This window comes from Micromonospora sp. NPDC047730, assembly GCF_043204765.1.
In the GTDB taxonomy this organism is placed as follows: domain Bacteria; phylum Actinomycetota; class Actinomycetes; order Mycobacteriales; family Micromonosporaceae; genus Micromonospora.
In genome coordinates, this window is sequence record NZ_JBIDCU010000005.1 from 123,574 (window position 1) to 140,036 (window position 16,463).

Sequence of the window (16,463 nt, forward strand, 5' to 3'; positions counted from 1 at the left end):
AACCTCGGCCCATGACCGTCTTCGACACCCACATCAACGCCCTGACCGGCGGCCCGGCGAACCTCGCGCAGCACCGCGGACGCGCGCTGCTGGTGGTCAACGTCGCCTCCCGCTGCGGTCTCACCCCGCAGTACGCCGGCCTCCAGGCGCTGCACGACGAGTACGCCGACCGCGGCCTGGTGGTGCTCGGCGTGCCCTGCAACCAGTTCGCCGGCCAGGAGCCGGGCACGGCCGAGGAGATCAGCGACTTCTGCCAGGTCAACTACGGAGTGACCTTCCCGCTGACCGAGAAGGTCGACGTCAACGGCCCCGACCGCCACCCCCTCTACGCCGCGCTGGTGGGCACCGCCGACGCCGAGGGGCACACGGGCGACGTGCGGTGGAACTTCGAGAAGTTCCTGGTCGCGCCGGACGGCACGGTCGCGGCCCGGTTCGCGCCGACCGTCCAGCCCGACGCGGCCGAACTGCGCGCCGCGATCGAGAAGGTGCTGCCCCCGGCGGCCTGACCACCACCCGGCGCCGGCTCGGCTCCCCCGTGGACGGAACGTGCCGCTCCGTGTCCGCCGGACCACGGTCGGCGGTACGTTGGGCGTACGGGCCACCCGTCGCCGCCGCCGGCCGCGCCCCCGCCGCCAGCGCGGCGACGGCGGGAATTGTCGACCGCACCGATAGGGAATACGGCCGCAACGAACGGAGTTGGGGACCGACATGACAACTGTGGGACTGATCGGCAGTGGACACATCGGCGGGACGGTGGCGCGGTTGGCGGTGGCCGCCGGCTACGACGTGGTGCTGAGCAACTCGCGCGGCCCGGAGACCCTCAAGGACCTCGTCGACGAGCTGGGGGCGCGCGCCCGGGCGGCCACCCCGGCGGAGGCGGCGGAGGCCGGCGACCTGGTGGTCGTCACCATCCCGCTCAAGGCGTACCGGGACGTGCCGGTCGAGCCGCTGGTCGGCAAGGTCGTGCTGGACACCAACAACTACTACCCGGAGCGGGACGGCACCTTCCCCGAGCTCGACGCCGGCTCGGTCACCAGCAGCGAGCTGCTGCAGCGGCACCTGCCGCGGTCACGGGTGGTCAAGGTCTTCAACAACATCTTCTTCAAGCACCTGCACGCGCTGGCCCGGCCCGCCGGCGCCGCCGACCGCAGCGCGTTGCCGGTCGGCGGCGACGACGCGGGCGCGAAGGCCGACGCCACGGCCTTCCTCGACCGGATCGGCTACGACGCCGTCGACGCCGGGACGCTCGCCGAGAGTTGGCGCTACCAGCCGGACACGCCGGCGTACGGGACCATCTACTCGGCCGACCCGGCGAACTGGGAGCGCGAGGCGCCGGCCGACGCCGCCACGGTGCGCGCCGCCCTGGCCGCCGCCACCCGCTGAGCACGCCGCGGCGGTGAACGGACGCCGACCGGCACCGACCAGCGGGGCGGTGCCGGCGGTCGTCCCCGGATGGCCACCGCCGGAAGTGCCGCTCACCCGGGTGGGGTGGGCGCGCCGAGCACGCGGAGCAGGCTGGTGCGGAGCGCCGCCGTCGCGTCCGCCTCGGACATCCGGCCGGCGTCGACCTCCTCGCTCGCGGCGTGGCCCAGCTTGACGACCACGGCGACGAACCAGTCGGCCGGGAGCCGGTCGTCGAACTCGCCGGCCTCCTGGCCGCGCCGGACCACCCGCCCGAGCCGGTCGGCGACCGGCGCGTGACGCTCCTGGTCGGCCTGCGGGCTCACCGGCAGGGCGCTGATCGCCTGGAGCAGGCCGCGGCACTTCCCGGCCTCGCGGGCGCTGACGTCGAGCATGCGCAGCAACGCGTCGGCGGCCGGCCCGGTGTCGGTGTCGGCGGCGTCCATCGCGGCGACGACCTCCTCGGTGACCCGGTCGAGGACCGCCGCCAGCAACTGCTGCCGGGACGAGAAGTGGGCGTAGACGGTCTGCCGGGTCACTCCCGCGGCCGAGGCGACGGCCTCGACGCTCGCGTCGGGGTGGGTGCTGAGGAGCCGCACGGCCGCGTCCAGGACGGCGGCCCTGCTCCGCAGGGCGTCGGCGCGGCGCTTCGGGGACGAGGTCATCTCTTACATCTTGCCAAAGTTGCCGGGCGTCCATATCTTACAAGCTGTAAGAGTTATCCCCGCGCCACGAGACGGGAGCGCCATGCGTCCACGCCTTGACACCGACCCCGAGCAGTTCATCGCCGACTTCTTCACCTCCTTCACCGCCGACCTGTTGGGCAGCGACGAGGACGCCGGGCTGATCGTCGACCGCTACCACACGCCCGACATCGTCCAGGTCGCCGACGGGCACCGGATGGACCGCGACAAGCTGGTGGCGCACACCCGCCCGGTGCGCAGGAAGAGGCCCGACAGCCGCATCGAGGTGCACGAGGCACTGGCGCACGGGGACCGCGTCGCCGCGCGGTACACGCTGCACGTGGACAACCCGAAGCGGCCCCTCGCCATGGAGGTGCACTTCTTCGGACAGTTCACCCCCGACGGTCGGATGCGCCGGTCGCACATGCTCACCCGCACCGTGCCCGCCGATCCCGAACCCGCTCCGGGCCAGCCGGCACCGCGGGCACGCGACCTGCCGACGGAGTCGGCATGACCACCGCCTCCTGGGCCGTGAGTGGCATGGCCTGCGGGCACTGCGCGGCCTTCGTCACCGAGGAGATCGAGCGCCTGCGGGGCGTCACCGCCGTGGCGGTCGACGTCGAGGCCGGCACGGTCACGGTGACCAGCGACAGGGTTCTCGCCGTCGCCGAGGTGCGCGCCGCCGTCGAGGAAGCGGGCTACGAGCTCACCGACCCACTTCCGGAGTAGCCCGCCCGGCGATCCCCGCGGGGCAGGCGGCCGGCGCGCGGCACCCCGCGCCGGCCCGGAAGGCCGCCGACCGGGTGGTGGACCTGGCCGTTGCGCCGCCGGGTCAGACCGGGCGGCGGCCGGCGAAGCCGCACTCGACGCGGTGGTACCAGCGCACGTCGGTGTCTCCCTCCAGCCAGCACCAGAGCACCGGCCGGCCGGCCCGCTCGCCCGGGAAGTCGAGCAGCACCGGCGCGATGCCCTTGACCTGGATGTCGTGGGAGTGCAGCTCCTCGACGAGGGCGTGCAGCCGGGCCTCCAGCCCCTTGGCCTCGGCCCGTCCGCCGAGCGGGCTGGCGCCCCGGTCGGCCAGGTCGGCGCGCAGTTCGGCCAGGTCGGCCCGCAGCCGGATCAGCTCGTCGACGCGCGGGCGCAGCGTGGCGATCAGGTGACGGGCCTGGGCGAGGGTGAACACCGGGCCAGTATGGAGCACCACGCGCGGGCGGCCGGCCGGACGCCGCCGCGCCCGTGGCTTCGCGCGCGGTCCGCACCGCCTCCCGCCATGTAGCTAACCTTCCTTGACGGGGCATCAATGCGTAGCTAAGTTTCGACGCAACCGACGGGAGGTCGACATGGAGCGCAGGAAGTTCCTGGCCGGTGCGGGTGCGGTGACCGCGGGCGCGGTCGCGGCGGCGGCCCCTGGCACGCCCGGCAACGCGGTCCCCGGCATCCGCCGCGTGGAGACCGGCCTCGACGTCCTCGTCGGGTCCGACTTCGCGGACCTCGCCGGCCAGCGGGTCGGCGTGATCTCCAACCCCACCGGGGTGGACGCGTCCTACCGCCACCTGGTCGACCTGATGCACGCCTCGGGCGCGGTACGGCTGGCCGCGGCGTTCGGCCCCGAGCACGGCTTCCGTGGCTCGGCGCAGGCCGGCGGCAGCGAGGGCACCGGCGTCGACGCCCGCACCGGGATCACCGTCTACGACGCGTACGGGGCCTCCCAGGCCAAGTGGGAGACCATGTTCACCGAGGCCGGTGTCGACACCGTCGTCTTCGACATCCAGGACGTCGGCGTCCGCTTCTACACGTACATCTGGACGATGTACACCTCGATGGTGGCCGCCGCCCGCGTCGGCAAGCGGTACGTCGTGCTGGACCGGCCGAACCCGGTCGGCGGCCGGGCCTACGGGCCGATGATGACGCCCGCCTACACCTCCGGCGTGGGTCTGAAGGAGATCGTCCAGCAGCACGGGATGACCGTGGGCGAGCTGGCCGGGTTCTTCAACGCGGAGTTCCTGCCCGCCGCGGCGGGGCGGCCCGTCGACCTGCACGTGGTCCGGTGCCGGCACTGGAAGCGCGACAGGCTGGCCGCCGACACCGACCTGCCCTGGGTGATGCCCAGCCCGAACATGCCCACCCCGGACACCGCGCTGGTCTATCCCGGCACCGGCCTGTTCGAGGGCGTCGCCTCGCTCACCGAGGGCCGGGGCACCTGCAGGCCGTTCGAGCTGATCGGCGGCCTGGCCGGCGACTTCGACTACCACTGGTCCGACCGGCTCAACGCGCGCGACCTGCCCGGCGTCGAGTTCCGCGAGGCGTACTTCACGCCGACGGCGGCGGGGCAGAAGCCGGCACTGCTCAACAAGCTCTGCGCCGGGGTGGAGGTGAAGGTCGTCGACCGGGCGACGTACGACCCGATCCGGACGGCGGTCGCGATGCTGGTGGAGGCGCGCAAGTACCCGGCGTTCGCGTGGCGGAGCGACTCGTGGGACGCCGTGCGACCGTACTGGGTGGACAAGCTGACCGGATCGCCGCGGCTACGCACGATGATCGACGCGGGCGCCGACGTGGCCGACGTGGTCGGCGCCTGGGCCGACGAGCTGGCCGAGTTCGACCGGCGGCGGGCGCCCCACCTGCTCTACTAGGGATATCCGGCTGACCCGGCGCTCAGCTGTTCGGCGGCCCGCCGCCGCCGGTCCGGCCGGTTCACCGGAAACGGGCTCACGTCGGTGACCGGCTCGATACCCTCGGCTCTCGGGATCCCCACGGACATCCGGAGCCACTCGATCGGCGAGATCGCCGGTGACGCAGGCGATCGACGTCCCGCCGCACGACCGGCGGCATCTCGCCACGACTGGCGCGGGACACGTCACGCCGATAGGAGCGTCATGCCCGGGAAGTCACGATCGCCTGTCCTGCACCTCGTGGTCTGCGGCGCCGAGCCCGTCGCCGGACTCACCCCGTTCGTCGCGGCCTGCCAGGAGCTGAGCTGGGAGGTCCACGTCATCGCCGCCCCGGACGCGACGGCCGCGATCGACCGGGCCGCGATCGCCGGCCTCACCCGCCACCCGGTCCACGAGGAGGAGCAGCCGGAGACGCTGTACCCGCTGCCGCCGGCCGACGCCTACGCGGTCGCGCCGGCCAGCTTCGACCTGGTCAACAAGTGGGCGTACGGCCTCAACGACAACCTGGCCCTGCGGCTGCTCAACGAGGCGACCGCCGTCGGCCTGCCGGTCCTCGTCGTGCCCGCCCCGGAGCCGGCGCTCGCCCGGCACCCCGCCTTCCTGGAGAGCCTGGCGCGGCTGCGGCACTGGGGCGTGACGGTCATCGGGGCCACCGAGGCGGCGGACGAGGTCAGCGCCCCCTTCCCGTGGCACGCCGCCGAGCAGGTGGTCTCCGCCTGGACGCGGTTCGCCCAGGTCCCCGCGCAGGCCGGCGCGGGCCGGGCGCACCGCGCCGACGACCTGGCGCTCCGGTCCGGCTGATCCACCACGGACCCGTGCGGTGGGCGCCGGCGCCCTCCGCCCACGGGAAAGGCCGTCATGCCCGGCGTCAGCCGGTCCCGGCCATCGCGGTGAGGCGCCGGGCGAGCAGGGCGACGGCCTCCCGCAGCTCCGGGGGCTCCAGCACCTCCGCCTCGAAGCCCAGCCGGGCCACGTGCACGGCGAGCCAGTCCAGGTTCTCCCCGCCGACGACGAGCACGCACCACCCGTCGCGATCGTCCTCGACTCGCCCCACCTGGGGCGGCACCAACTCCCGCACCCGGTCGGGCCGGGCGTGCACCCGCACCCGGGCGACATACCGGTACGGCGCCTCGGTCACGGACCGCTGCACGTAGGCGACCGGGTCCGGATGCTCCCTCGCCCGGAAGCGCCAGGTCGTCGCCGTCACCTCGCGCATCCGGTCCAGCCGGAAGGTGCGCCAGTCGTCGCGGTCGACGTCCCGGGCCATCAGGTACCAGCGGCGGCCGGTGGCGACCATCCGCACCGGCTCGACCGTGCGCTCGCGCTCCCCGCCGTCGCGGCCGGCGTAACGGAACCGCACCCGCACCGCGTCGCGGCAGGCCCGCGCGAGCGTCACCAGCAGCTCCGGGTCGATCTCGACCCCGGGGCCGACCAGGGTCTCGGTGGCGCCGTGCACCGCCCGCACCTCGGCGCGCAGCCGGGGCGGCATCACCTGGTCGAGCTTCGCGAGCGCCCGCAGCGCCGCCTCGCCCGCCCCGGCGACCGTGCCCCCCGACGCCAGCCGCAGGGACACCGCCGTCGCGATCGCCTCCTCGTCGTCGAGGAGCAGTGGCGGCAGCCGGGTGCCGGCGCCGAGCTGGTAGCCGCCGCCGACGCCCGCCGTCGCGTGCACGGGGTAGCCGATCGCCCGCAGCCGCTCCACGTCGCGGCGCACCGAGCGGTCGGTGACCCCCAGCTCGGCGGCCAGCTCGGCGGCGGTCCAGGACGGCCGGTGCTGCAGCAACGCCAGCAACCGCAGCACCCGCTCGGTCGTCGCCTCGACGGTCACGTGTTCATCGTTCCACAGATCGCGGAACGATCCTGTCCGCTATCCATGGCAGGCTGGGACCATGACCGACCAGACCTGGAATCTCCTCCTCCGAGATCAGCTCGCCTGGCACGGAACCCGCCACCGGTCACGACGATCGCCTGGCGACTCGGGCACGTGATCGTCGGCGTGCTCGAGCGTCCCCTGGCAGCGCTGGTGCTGCACGTCAACCGCGAGCTGATCCACCATCTGGCCGAGGTGTGCCTGCTCCGCGACCTCTACCTGCACAATGGCCAGCAGACCCGACTGGAGGCGAGCTGAGATGGCCCGCGACGTACAGATCACGTTCGACTGCGCCGACCCGGCCGGGTTGGCGGCGTTCTGGGCCGAGGCCCTCGGCTACCAGTTGCAGGCCCCGCCCGGGGGCTTCGAGTCGTGGGAGCAGGCACTGGAGGCGATGGGCGTGCCGCCCGAGAACCGCAACGACGCCTCCGGGCTGGTCGACCCCGAGGGCTCCCGGCCGCGGCTTTTCTTCCAACGGGTACCGGAGGGGAAGCAGGCCAAGAACCGCGTGCACCTCGATGTGCGGGCCGCCCCAGGGCTCCAGGGCGACGCGCGGATGGCGGCCCTGGAGGCGGAGGCCGAGCGGCTCGTCTCCCGCGGCGCCACCCGGCTCCAGCGCCACGAGCCCGCTCCCCCGCTCGGCGCCGGTCACATCGTGATGGCCGACCCCGAGGGCAACGAGTTCTGCCTCGACTGACCAGCCGCGCGGCGGGTCGGCGACATCGGCGCGGTCCGGACGCGCCGGACCCGTCCGTGCCGGTCGTACGGACCACCGGCCGACAGACGGGTCGGAGCCCCGACCCGCGAGGTCGGACCACGACGGGTCAGTCGGCCTGGGCGGCCAGCTCCCGGGCCCGGTCCCGGGCGGCCTCCAGCGCGGCGAGCAGCGCCGCGCGTACGCCGTGCTTCTCCAGCTCGCGCACGGCGGAGATGGTGGTGCCGGCCGGCGAGGTGACCGCCTCGCGCAGCTTCACCGGGTGCTCGCCGGAGTCACGCAGCATCACCGCGGAGCCGATCGCGGTCTGCACGATCAGCTCGTGTGCGACCTGCCGGGGCAGGCCGAGCAGGATGCCCGCGTCGATCATCGCCTCGACCAGGAGGTAGAAGTACGCCGGCCCGGAGCCGGACAGCGCGGTCACCGCGTCCTGCTGCGACTCGGGCACCCGGATGGTCGAGCCGAGCGGCTTGAACATCTCCTCGGCCAGCGCGAGGTGCGCCCCGGTGGCGTGCGCGCCGGCGGAGATGGCGGTCATCGCCTGGTCGACCAGGGCGGGGGTGTTGGTCATCACCCGCACCACGGGGGTGCCGTCGGGCAGCCGCCGGTTGAAGAAGCTGGTGGGCAGGCCGGCGCAGAGCGAGATCACGAGCTTGTCGGCGGGCACCTTCGGCCCGATCTCCTCCAGCAGCGCCGCCGCGTCCTGCGGTTTGACCGAGACGGCGAGCACCTCGGCCTCGTCCACCGCGGCCAGGTTGTCGACCACCCGTACGCCGTAGCGGGCGGTCAGCTCCTCGGCGCGGGCGGGCCGGCGGGCGGTGGCCAGCAGCCGGTCCACCGGCCATCCCGAGCGCAGCAGCCCGGAGAGCATCAGCTCACCGATCTTGCCCGCCCCGATCACCGCGACCGTGTGCACCCCGGACGACATCGCGGGCGTACCCCCTCCTGTCGTGGTCGACGGCGCGGCGGCCCTGCGGCCCGCCGCGCCGTCGACACCTCGATCAGCTGCCGAAGAAGACCTCGGCCTCGGCGTACCGCTCCAGCGGCACGGTCTTCAGCTCGCGGGTGGCCTCGGCGAGCGGAACGCGGACGATGTCCGTGCTCTGCATGGCGACCATCTTGCCCCAGTCGCCCTCGTGCGCGGCGTCGATCGCGTGCAGGCCGAGCCGGGTGGCGAGCACCCGGTCGAACGCGGTCGGGGTGCCGCCGCGCTGGATGTGCCCGAGCACGACCGTGCGGGCCTCCTTGCCGGTCTTGGCCTCCAGCTGCTCGGCGAGCCACTGGCCGATGCCGCCGAGGCGGACGTGACCGAACGCGTCGAGCTCCTGGTTGTGCAGCACCATCTGGCCGTCGAGCGGCTGGGCGCCCTCGGCGACCACGACGATCGGGGCGTACTGGTGCTGGAAGCGCTTCTCGACGTAGCCGGCGACCTGCTCGACGTCGAACTGCCGCTCCGGCAGCAGGATCACGTTGGCGCCGCCGGCCAGGCCGGCGTGCAGGGCGATCCAGCCGGCGTGCCGGCCCATCACCTCGACGACGAGGGTGCGGTGGTGGCTCTCGGCGGTGGTGTGCAGCCGGTCGATGGCCTCCATCGCGATGTTGACCGCGGTGTCGAAGCCGAAGGTGTAGTCGGTGGCGCCGAGGTCGTTGTCGATCGTCTTCGGCACGCCGATCACGTGGACGCCGAGGTCGTGCAGCTTGGTGGCCACGCCGAGGGTGTCCTCGCCGCCGATCGCGATGAGCGCGTCGACGCCCTGAGCGGCGAGGTTGTCCTTGATCCGCTCGACGCCGTTCTCGATCTTGAAGGGGTTGGTCCGAGAGGAACCGAGGATGGTGCCGCCGCGCGGCAGGATGCCGCGGACCTCCGCGATGCCCAGCGGGCGGGACAGGCCCTCCAGGGGGCCCTTCCAGCCGTCCCGGAAACCCACGAACTCGTGGCCGTAGCTGGCGACGCCCTTGCGGACCACCGCCCGGATGACCGCGTTGAGACCTGGGCAGTCGCCGCCGCCGGTGAGCACGCCGATACGCATGATCTGCTCATCCTCCTGGAGCATCAGGTGAAGCCCGATTTGCCCCAGGATATGTGTCGGATCAGACCATCGGCGCCGTTGCCGGCCCGGGGCGGGCCGTCAGTGCGCACTGTAGTCGGCGCGGCTGTACGCCGGCACCGCGCCCCGGGCCGTCCCACCGGCCGGTCGACCTACCGGTCAGTAGCTGACCTCGCGGTTCTCCCCCGCCCTCGGCGGCTTCCCGGTCACCGCCGCCCTGGCGTGGCCGAACAGGTTGACCACCGTGCCGGACGGCGACTCCCAGTACTCCGCGGAGCCGGCGTGCACCGTGATCAGCGTGAGCCCGGGGGTGTCCAGCCCGTCCGGGAACCAGGCCCTGAGCACCGGGTTCCACAACTGCTCCGCCCTGGCCCGGTCGTAGCCCTCCCGCGCGGTGCCGGAGATCGAGACCCAGGCGTCGCGCTTCGAGTCGGAGAACGCGACGTTGACCTCCGGGTTGACCCGGATCTGCCGCACCTTGGCGGAGTCGGCGTACGCGAAGAACCACAGGTCCCCGTCGAACTCCGCCTCCTGCAGGCCCATCGGCCGGCTCACCATGCGGCCGTCCACGGCGATCGTCGTCAGCATGCAGATCCGGGCCTCCCGGGCCAGCTCGGTGACCCGTCGCCGGGCGTCGGCGGCGCTGCTCGGTTCGTTGCTCACGGGACCACTCCCTCGCATCGGCTCGACGTCGCACCGGTGCCCGGGACAGAACCGACCAAACCTACTAACCGGTCATCGCACGCCAGCGCGCCAGGTTGTGCCGGGCGTCGACCAGCGCGTCGTGCCGGGCCGACGCGGCGTCCGGCAGCGGCGGCCTGCCCCGGTCGTCCCAGAGCTGGCGCAGCTCCTTGGTGAACCGGGGGATCTCCCGGGGCAGCGCCGGCATCGCCCCCCACAGCTGCGCGAGGACGACGTGGTCGTACGCGGCGTACCAGGCCCAGAGCTCCAGGTGCTCGCCCGGCCGGTCCCTGACCGGCTCGACGAGGAAGTCGTAGAGCTCGTCGCGGATGCGCTCCCGGGAGCGCCAGGCGCGGTCCGCCGGGGACGGCAGCTTGTCGAGCACGTTGCGGCGCACCCAGGGCACGGCCCGCGAGTCGTCGAACTCGGTCGACACGGCGTAGAACTCGCGGCCGTACTCGTCGACGACGCCGATCGACACCAGGTCGACGATGCGGCCGTCCTCGATGAACTCGCAGTCGTAGAAGTAGCGGTAGACCATCACCGCCATCCTCACCCACGCCGGCCGCGTGCCGGCGACCGGGGTTGCCGCGCCCGGCCGCCGGCGGCACCGGGGCCCGCCGGCCGGCGGGCGCGAGGGTGGTCCCGCCCCCCGCGTCCGCCGACCGTGGTCACCGGTGCGACCGGATCCGCCCCCGCCCCCCGGCGGTCCGCCCGGGAACCGGATCCGGCTCCCACGATGCCGGTCGTCGCAGCTCGGGAGTGTCACGGAAGTGATTTGAGGGGTGTACAGCAAGCGACAGGACAGTCATGATCTGATGTGTACCGCTACCGGACGCCGAACCGGTGTCAGTTCACCTCGTCGAGGGCCTTCAGGTTCACCCGGTGAGCGAGTTGTGGTCCTGGACCGGGGAGGGGTTGGGCCGTGGAGATGCGCCTGCCGGAGCCGGGTGACGCGCTCACGGGTGTGGAGATGTTCGCCGGGCTCGAGCCGGAGGTCCGGCAACGGGTCATCGCGGCGGCGGTCCCCCGGACGTACCGCAAGGGCCAGCTGCTGTTCGTGGAGAACGACCCCGGCGAGTCGCTGATCGTGCTGCGCCGGGGCGCGGTGGCGGTCTTCCGCACCGCGCCGACCGGCGAGCGCGCGGTGCTGTCGGTCATCCGCCCGCCCGACGTGCTGGGCGAGGTCTCCCTGCTCGACGCGTCCACCCGCTCGGCCTCGGCCGAGGCGATCGAGGACTGCGCGGCGCTCGCGCTGTCCCGGGGCGCGTTCATGGAGCTGGTGCACTCCAACCCGCGCATCCTCGACGCGGTGATGCGCTCGCTGGGCGGGCTGATCCGCCGGCTCACCGAGCAGAACGCCGACCACGTCTTCCTGGACCTGCCCGGCCGGGTGGCCAAGACCCTGGTGCGGCTGGCCGGCGAGAGCCAGGCCCCGATGATCACGATCGAGCTCAACCAGAGCCAGCTCGCCGAGATGGCCGGCGGCTCCCGGCAGAGCGTCAACCAGGCGATCGGGTCGTTCGCCAACCGCGGCTGGCTGCGCACGGAGGGCCGCCGGATCGTGGTCACCGACGTCGCGGCGCTGCGCCGCCGCGCCGGCATGAACGACCGCTGAGGCGTACGCGCCCAGCTCGCCTCACCGCCCCGCCAACCGCGCGGACAGGGGCCGGAGCGGTTGCTCCGGCCCCTGTCGTGGTGCGGGGTGTCAGGGCGTGGCGCTGCCCGGCCCGACCCAGTTGGTCGTGCTGCCCGGCCCGACCCACTCCGTGCCGTCCTTGCTGCCACCGCCGGACTGCTCGCTGACGATCCCCTGGGCCTGGAGCGTCGCCAGCGTGGCGGCGTCCACGTCGACGGAGTCCCCGGCGAGGTGGCTCACACCGTTGCTGTCGGTCCAGTCGCTCTGCAGCATCACGTACACCATCGGGCGTCCCCCTGTGGTCGTTGTTCGACAAATCAGCCGCCTGACTGTAGCCGCAGGACCGGCCGGTGGACTGTCCACAAGCCAACAGCCCGGTACCCGACAGCTGGGGCGGCGGCGATACTGGCACCGGGACGGCGCCGACCCCGGCGCCGGCGGGACCGCCAGTGGAGGGTGTCATCGCCACGCAGTGTGACCGCTGTGGACGCACGGCCGCCGCCGGCGACCGCTTCTGCGGCGGCTGCGGCAACGAGCTCGGCGCGGTGTGTCCGCACTGCCTGCGCCCGCTCGCCCGGGACGTGGCGTTCTGCACCTCCTGCGGCGCGCCCCGGCCGGGCGCCGACCGGCGGGCGGCGCCCCCGCAGGAGGACCGCCGCCGGGTCAGCGTGCTCTTCGTCGACCTGATCGACTTCACCCCGTACGTCGAACGGGCCGACCCGGAGCTGGTCCGCGGCATGCAGACGGGGTTCTTCTCGGCCGCCCGCCGGGTCGTCGGGCAGTACGGCGGCGTGGTGGAGAAGTACATCGGGGACGCGGTGATGGCCCTGTTCGGTGCGCCGGTGGCGACCGAGACCGACGCGCTGCGCTGCGTCCGGGCCGGCCTGGAGCTGCAACGGGTGCTGACCCGGTTCACCCCCACCGGCGCGGACGCGCTGCGCTTCCGGGTCGGCGTGGCCACCGGCGAGGCGCTGGTGGACGTGGCCGCCGCCCGCGACGGCGGTCAGGCGATCGTCGCCGGCGACGTGGTCAACACGGCCTCCCGGATGCAGTCCGTCGCGCCGCCCGGCGGGGTGCTGGTCTGCGGCACCACCTACGCGCTCACCCGGGACACCATCCGCTACTCCGAGCAGCCGCCGGTCATGCTGCGCGGGCGGTCCACGACGACCGAGGTGTGGCTGGCCCTCTCCCCCGTGCGCCGGCAGCCGACCGACCGGCAGCCGGACACGACGCCGCTCATCGACCGGGAACACGAGCTGGGGATGCTGGTCAACGCCCTGCACCGGTCGCTGCGCGACCGGCGCCCGCAGGTGGTGACCGTCTTCGGCCGGGCCGGGCTCGGCAAGAGCCGGCTGGTGCGCGAGCTGTACCGGCACGTGGACCGGCTGGTCGACGAGCCGCTGACCTGGCGTACCGGGCGGTGCCCACCGTTCGGCGAGAACGTGACGTTCGCGGCGCTGGCCGACATCGTCAAGGCCGAGGCCGGCATCCTGGACACCGACCCCGCGTCGACGGCCGCCCAGCGGCTCGCCTCGGCCGTCGGCGAGCTGGTCGGCCCGGGTGAGCGGGAACGCCTCGTGGACGCGCTGCGACCGCTGGTCGGCCTGCCGGGCACCCCGCTGCCGGCCGAGGAGACCGAGTCGGCGTGGCGGCGCTTCCTGCTGGCGCTGGCCGCGCGCCGGCCGACCGTGCTGGTCTTCGAGGACCTGCACTGGGCCGACGACGCGATGCTGCGCTTCGTGGAGCTGCTCGGCGCCGCCGCCCGGGACGTGCCGCTGCTGCTGCTCTGCACCGCCCGGCCGGAGCTGGTCGACCGGGACCCGAGCTGGGCGGGGACGATCACGGGCTCGGTGACCATCACCCTGCCACCGCTGCGGGACACCGGCATCGCCTCGCTGTACGCCCACATGTTCGGCCAGGCGGCGTTCTCCGCCGACATGCTGACGCCGCTGGTGGAGGTGGCCGGCGGTAACCCGCTCTACGCCCACGAGTACGTGCGGATGCTCATCGAGCAGGGCGCGCTGCGCCAGTCCGGGCGGGGCTGGTCGCTGGAGAAGCACCTCGACCTGCCCATGCCGGAGAGCGTGCACGCCGTCATCGCCAACCGGATCGACCTGCTCGACACCAAGGAGCGCACGGTGCTGCTGGCCGCCGCCGTGGTGGGCGTGCAGTTTTGGCCGGGCGCGGTGGCCGCCGCCCTCGGGCAGCCCGTCGAGTCGGTGGAACGCGCGCTGCGCCGGCTGGAGCAGCGCGACTTCGTGCACGAGCAGGCCGCCTCGACCATGGCGGGGCAGCCGGAGTACCGGTTCCGGCACGTGCTGGTGCGCGACGTGTGCTATCAGCGGCTGCCCCGCACCGAACGGGTGGCGCGGCACGAGCGCACAGCGGAGTGGCTGGACACGCTGTCACACAGTCGGGACACCGACCTGGCGGAGGTGCTCGCCCACCACCGCTGGGCGGCGCACGAGATCGCCCGGACGCTGGGCATGGACACCGCCCGGTACGCCGGCACCGCCCGCGCCGCGCTGCACCGGGCGGCCCGGCGGGCGTACGCGCTGCACAGCCTCGACGTGGCGGCGAGCCACGCCGGCCGGGCGCTCGGGCTGGCCGACGAGTCCGACCCGGTCGGCCGCCTCCAGCTGGAGTTGCTCAGCACGGAGATCTCCTTCTACCGGGATGGCAACGCCTTCCTCTCCGGCGGCGGCCCCGAGCAGGTGCAGGCGCTCGCCGACCGGCTGCTGTCGCACGGCGACGACGCCTGCGCGGCGCGCGCCTGGACGCTGCTCGGCCAGGCCGCGTGGCTGCGCGCCGACCGGGCCGCCGCGCTGGCCTGCCTGGACCGTGCCGTCCAGCTCTTCGCCCCGCTGCCCGACAGCCCGCAGAAGGCGGACGCCTACGCCGAGCTGGGCCGGCTGCACATGCTCAACTACGAGCGGGACCCGGCGGTGGCCGCGGCCGACCGGGCGGCGGAGATCGGCGAGCGGCTGGGGCTGACCGAGACCCGCACCAACGCCCGGATCACCTCCGCCACCGCCCGCTACCAGGCGGGCGACCGGTCCGGCCTGGACGAGCTGCACGCGATCGTCGAGGTCAGCCGCGCCAGCCAGCTGATCGCCCTGCCCCGGGCCATCCAGAACCTCGCCTACGCCGTCCGGGAGGAGGGCGACTGGCTGCGGTCGGACGCCCTGCTCTCGTCGTCGCCGACGCGCAAGGCCAGCGGGCAGACGCTGACCACGATTTCTTCGGCGGAGGCCATGCAGGCCTGGTTCGAGGGCGACTTCGGCCGGCTGCTCACCGCGGCCGAGGCGTTCGTGGACACCCCCACGGGAAGCTGGGACATGCAGGTCCGGGGCCTGCGCTCCTGCCTGCTGGTCCTGCGGGGCGAGCCGGTGCCGCCGGCCCGGTCCCCGGCCGACCCCGCCGCCGACGACGTCGCTGCCGCGCTCGACGCCGCCCGGCGCAGCGGCTTCCACCGGCTGCACTGGACGATGCTGGCGATGGGCGCGCTCTGCCGGGCGTTGCAGGGGCGCCGCGACGAGGCGGCGGCGCTGATCGACGAGCTGGCCACCTCCTGGTCGGCGGTGCCCGCCCTGGCCAGCGGCGAGTGGATCGCGGCGGCCGCCTACGCGGCCAGCCTCGCCGGGCGGGACACGGCCGCCCGGGTGCGCGCGATGCTGGACCGGGTGGGCCACCGTACGCCCTGGTCGGAGGCGGCGCTGCGGACGGTGACCGGGGCGCTGGCCGCCGCGGACGGAGACCACCGGCGGGCCGCCGAGCTGCACCTGGCGGGCGCCGAGATCTACGCCGGCATCCCGGACGTGACCGACCGGATGCTGGCCCTCACCTTCGCGGCCGTGGAGCTGGAGCGGGCCGGCGAGCCGACGGCGGGCCGCCCGGAGCTGGCCGAGCTGCGCGCCTTCGCGCTGCGCAACGGCGCGCCCGGGCTGCTGGACCTGACCCGCCCACCGGCTGCCCCCGCCGATCCCGCCCTGGCCTGCTGACCCGCCGCCGCGCGGCGCGTGCGCGTCAGGCGGCGACCGGTTCCCGGGGGGTGGGGTCGGCCGGCTGGGTCTTCAGCTTCTGGGCGTACGTGTCGACGTACTCGCGGCCGGAGAGCTCCATCAGCTCGTACATGATCTCGTCGGTGACCGCGCGCTCGACGAACCGGTCACCGGTCATGCCCGCGTAGCGCGAGAAGTCGAGCGGCGCGCCGAACCGGATCCGCACCCGGGCGATCTTGGGGATCAGCTTGCCGGGCGGCTGGATCTCGTCGGCGTTGAGCATCGCCATCGGGATCACCGGGGCGCCGCTCTCCAGGGCCAACCGGGCCACCCCGGTCTTGCCGCGGTAGAGCCGCCCGTCGGGCGAGCGGGTGCCCTCGGGGTAGATGCCGGCGATGCCGCCGGCGCGCAGCACCTGCAGCTGGGTGTCCAGCGCCGCCCTGGCCGCCCGGCCGCCGGAGCGGTCGACGGGGATGGTGCCGGAGCCGACGAAGAACATCTTCGTCAGCCAGCCCTTGATGCCCTTGCCGGTGAAGTATTCGGCTTTGGCGATGAATGTCACTTTTCGCTTGACGATCAACGGCGTGAAGATCGAGTCGGAGAACGACAGGTGGTTGCTGGCGAGGATCACCGGACCCGTGTCGGGCACGTGGTGCAGCCCCTCGACCTGTGGGCGGAAGATCAGCCTCAGCCACGGGCCGAGGATGACGTACTTCATCAGCCAGTACAGCACCGGTGTCCTTCTTCCGGAGG

18 protein-coding genes and 1 pseudogene are annotated in these 16,463 nt (G+C 73.8%); 10 read left to right on the forward strand and 9 right to left on the reverse strand.

The window, feature by feature from the left end; genetic code table 11:
* The first annotated feature begins 11 nt into the window (after positions 1–11).
* Positions 12–506, forward strand: a complete 495-nt coding sequence (locus ACGF5G_RS14610) for a glutathione peroxidase (protein WP_393262831.1) — start codon at positions 12–14, stop codon at positions 504–506.
* Between the two features lie 202 nt (positions 507–708).
* A complete protein-coding gene (locus tag ACGF5G_RS14615; protein WP_393262834.1) occupies positions 709–1,383 on the forward strand; it encodes an NADPH-dependent F420 reductase in 675 nt (224 codons plus the stop codon).
* A gap of 92 nt (positions 1,384–1,475) precedes the next feature.
* Here ACGF5G_RS14615 and ACGF5G_RS14620 read toward each other — a convergent pair whose 3' ends face one another.
* Positions 1,476–2,066 (reverse strand): TetR/AcrR family transcriptional regulator, encoded by a 591-nt coding sequence (locus ACGF5G_RS14620; RefSeq protein WP_393262836.1) that lies wholly within the window; start codon positions 2,064–2,066, stop codon positions 1,476–1,478.
* 82 nt (positions 2,067–2,148) lie between these two features.
* Here ACGF5G_RS14620 and ACGF5G_RS14625 point away from each other — a divergent pair, with 82 nt between their 5' ends.
* On the forward strand, positions 2,149–2,598 hold the full coding sequence (locus ACGF5G_RS14625) for a nuclear transport factor 2 family protein (RefSeq protein ID WP_393262839.1): 450 nt from the start codon (positions 2,149–2,151) through the stop codon (positions 2,596–2,598).
* Positions 2,595–2,813, forward strand: coding sequence for a heavy-metal-associated domain-containing protein (locus ACGF5G_RS14630; RefSeq protein WP_357693223.1), 219 nt, complete (start codon positions 2,595–2,597; stop codon positions 2,811–2,813). Before ACGF5G_RS14625 ends, ACGF5G_RS14630 begins: the two co-directional genes overlap by 4 nt.
* Before the next feature lie 103 nt (positions 2,814–2,916).
* Here the strand turns inward: ACGF5G_RS14630 and ACGF5G_RS14635 are convergent, their stop codons facing one another.
* The gene (locus ACGF5G_RS14635) at positions 2,917–3,267 is read right to left on the reverse strand and encodes a DUF2203 domain-containing protein (protein ID WP_393262842.1); all 351 of its coding nucleotides are present in this window, start codon (positions 3,265–3,267) and stop codon (positions 2,917–2,919) included.
* 157 nt (positions 3,268–3,424) lie between these two features.
* On the opposite strand from ACGF5G_RS14635, the gene ACGF5G_RS14640 reads away from it, so the two are divergent.
* Positions 3,425–4,717, forward strand: a complete 1,293-nt coding sequence (locus tag ACGF5G_RS14640) for an exo-beta-N-acetylmuramidase NamZ domain-containing protein (protein ID WP_393262844.1) — start codon at positions 3,425–3,427, stop codon at positions 4,715–4,717.
* Positions 4,718–4,960: 243 nt separating this feature from the next.
* Positions 4,961–5,557 carry a flavoprotein gene (locus tag ACGF5G_RS14645; protein WP_393262846.1) on the forward strand — a complete coding sequence of 199 codons (597 nt, stop codon included), beginning with the start codon at positions 4,961–4,963 and terminating at the stop codon, positions 5,555–5,557.
* Between the two features lie 67 nt (positions 5,558–5,624).
* Here ACGF5G_RS14645 and ACGF5G_RS14650 read toward each other — a convergent pair whose 3' ends face one another.
* Positions 5,625–6,584, reverse strand: a complete 960-nt coding sequence (locus tag ACGF5G_RS14650) for a helix-turn-helix transcriptional regulator (RefSeq protein WP_393262848.1) — start codon at positions 6,582–6,584, stop codon at positions 5,625–5,627.
* 117 nt (positions 6,585–6,701) lie between these two features.
* Between ACGF5G_RS14650 and ACGF5G_RS14655 the strand changes: the two are divergent.
* Both ACGF5G_RS14655 and ACGF5G_RS14660 read left to right on the forward strand, forming a co-directional pair.
* Positions 6,702–6,884 (forward strand): annotated as a pseudogene (locus tag ACGF5G_RS14655) (hypothetical protein); the annotation flags it as partial.
* A gap of 1 nt (position 6,885) precedes the next feature.
* Positions 6,886–7,323, forward strand: coding sequence for a VOC family protein (locus tag ACGF5G_RS14660; protein WP_393262849.1), 438 nt, complete (start codon positions 6,886–6,888; stop codon positions 7,321–7,323).
* Between the two features lie 127 nt (positions 7,324–7,450).
* Here the strand turns inward: ACGF5G_RS14660 and proC are convergent, their stop codons facing one another.
* From proC to ACGF5G_RS14680, 4 genes are all read right to left on the reverse strand, one after another.
* Entirely contained in the window at positions 7,451–8,269 is an 819-nt protein-coding gene (proC, locus tag ACGF5G_RS14665; protein ID WP_350683692.1) for a pyrroline-5-carboxylate reductase, read from the reverse strand.
* A 73-nt stretch (positions 8,270–8,342) separates the two neighbouring features.
* A complete protein-coding gene (locus tag ACGF5G_RS14670; RefSeq protein ID WP_393263305.1) occupies positions 8,343–9,371 on the reverse strand; it encodes a 6-phosphofructokinase in 1,029 nt (342 codons plus the stop codon).
* Positions 9,372–9,548: 177 nt separating this feature from the next.
* A complete protein-coding gene (locus ACGF5G_RS14675) occupies positions 9,549–10,052 on the reverse strand; it encodes a pyridoxamine 5'-phosphate oxidase family protein (RefSeq protein WP_393262852.1) in 504 nt (167 codons plus the stop codon).
* A gap of 64 nt (positions 10,053–10,116) precedes the next feature.
* Positions 10,117–10,611, reverse strand: a complete 495-nt coding sequence (locus ACGF5G_RS14680) for a polyadenylate-specific 3'-exoribonuclease AS (RefSeq protein WP_357451502.1) — start codon at positions 10,609–10,611, stop codon at positions 10,117–10,119.
* 384 nt (positions 10,612–10,995) lie between these two features.
* On the opposite strand from ACGF5G_RS14680, the gene ACGF5G_RS14685 reads away from it, so the two are divergent.
* Complete coding sequence (locus ACGF5G_RS14685) at positions 10,996–11,688, forward strand: Crp/Fnr family transcriptional regulator (protein ID WP_350707996.1); 693 nt, start codon at positions 10,996–10,998, stop codon at positions 11,686–11,688.
* Between the two features lie 90 nt (positions 11,689–11,778).
* Here the strand turns inward: ACGF5G_RS14685 and ACGF5G_RS14690 are convergent, their stop codons facing one another.
* Complete coding sequence (locus ACGF5G_RS14690) at positions 11,779–11,994, reverse strand: hypothetical protein (protein WP_091104720.1); 216 nt, start codon at positions 11,992–11,994, stop codon at positions 11,779–11,781.
* Between the two features lie 164 nt (positions 11,995–12,158).
* Here ACGF5G_RS14690 and ACGF5G_RS14695 point away from each other — a divergent pair, with 164 nt between their 5' ends.
* Entirely contained in the window at positions 12,159–15,710 is a 3,552-nt protein-coding gene (locus ACGF5G_RS14695) for an ATP-binding protein (protein WP_393262855.1), read from the forward strand.
* A gap of 25 nt (positions 15,711–15,735) precedes the next feature.
* On the opposite strand, the gene ACGF5G_RS14700 is transcribed toward ACGF5G_RS14695, so the two are convergent.
* Positions 15,736–16,443 carry a lysophospholipid acyltransferase family protein gene (locus ACGF5G_RS14700; RefSeq protein WP_393262858.1) on the reverse strand — a complete coding sequence of 236 codons (708 nt, stop codon included), beginning with the start codon at positions 16,441–16,443 and terminating at the stop codon, positions 15,736–15,738.
* Positions 16,444–16,463: the final 20 nt, after the last annotated feature.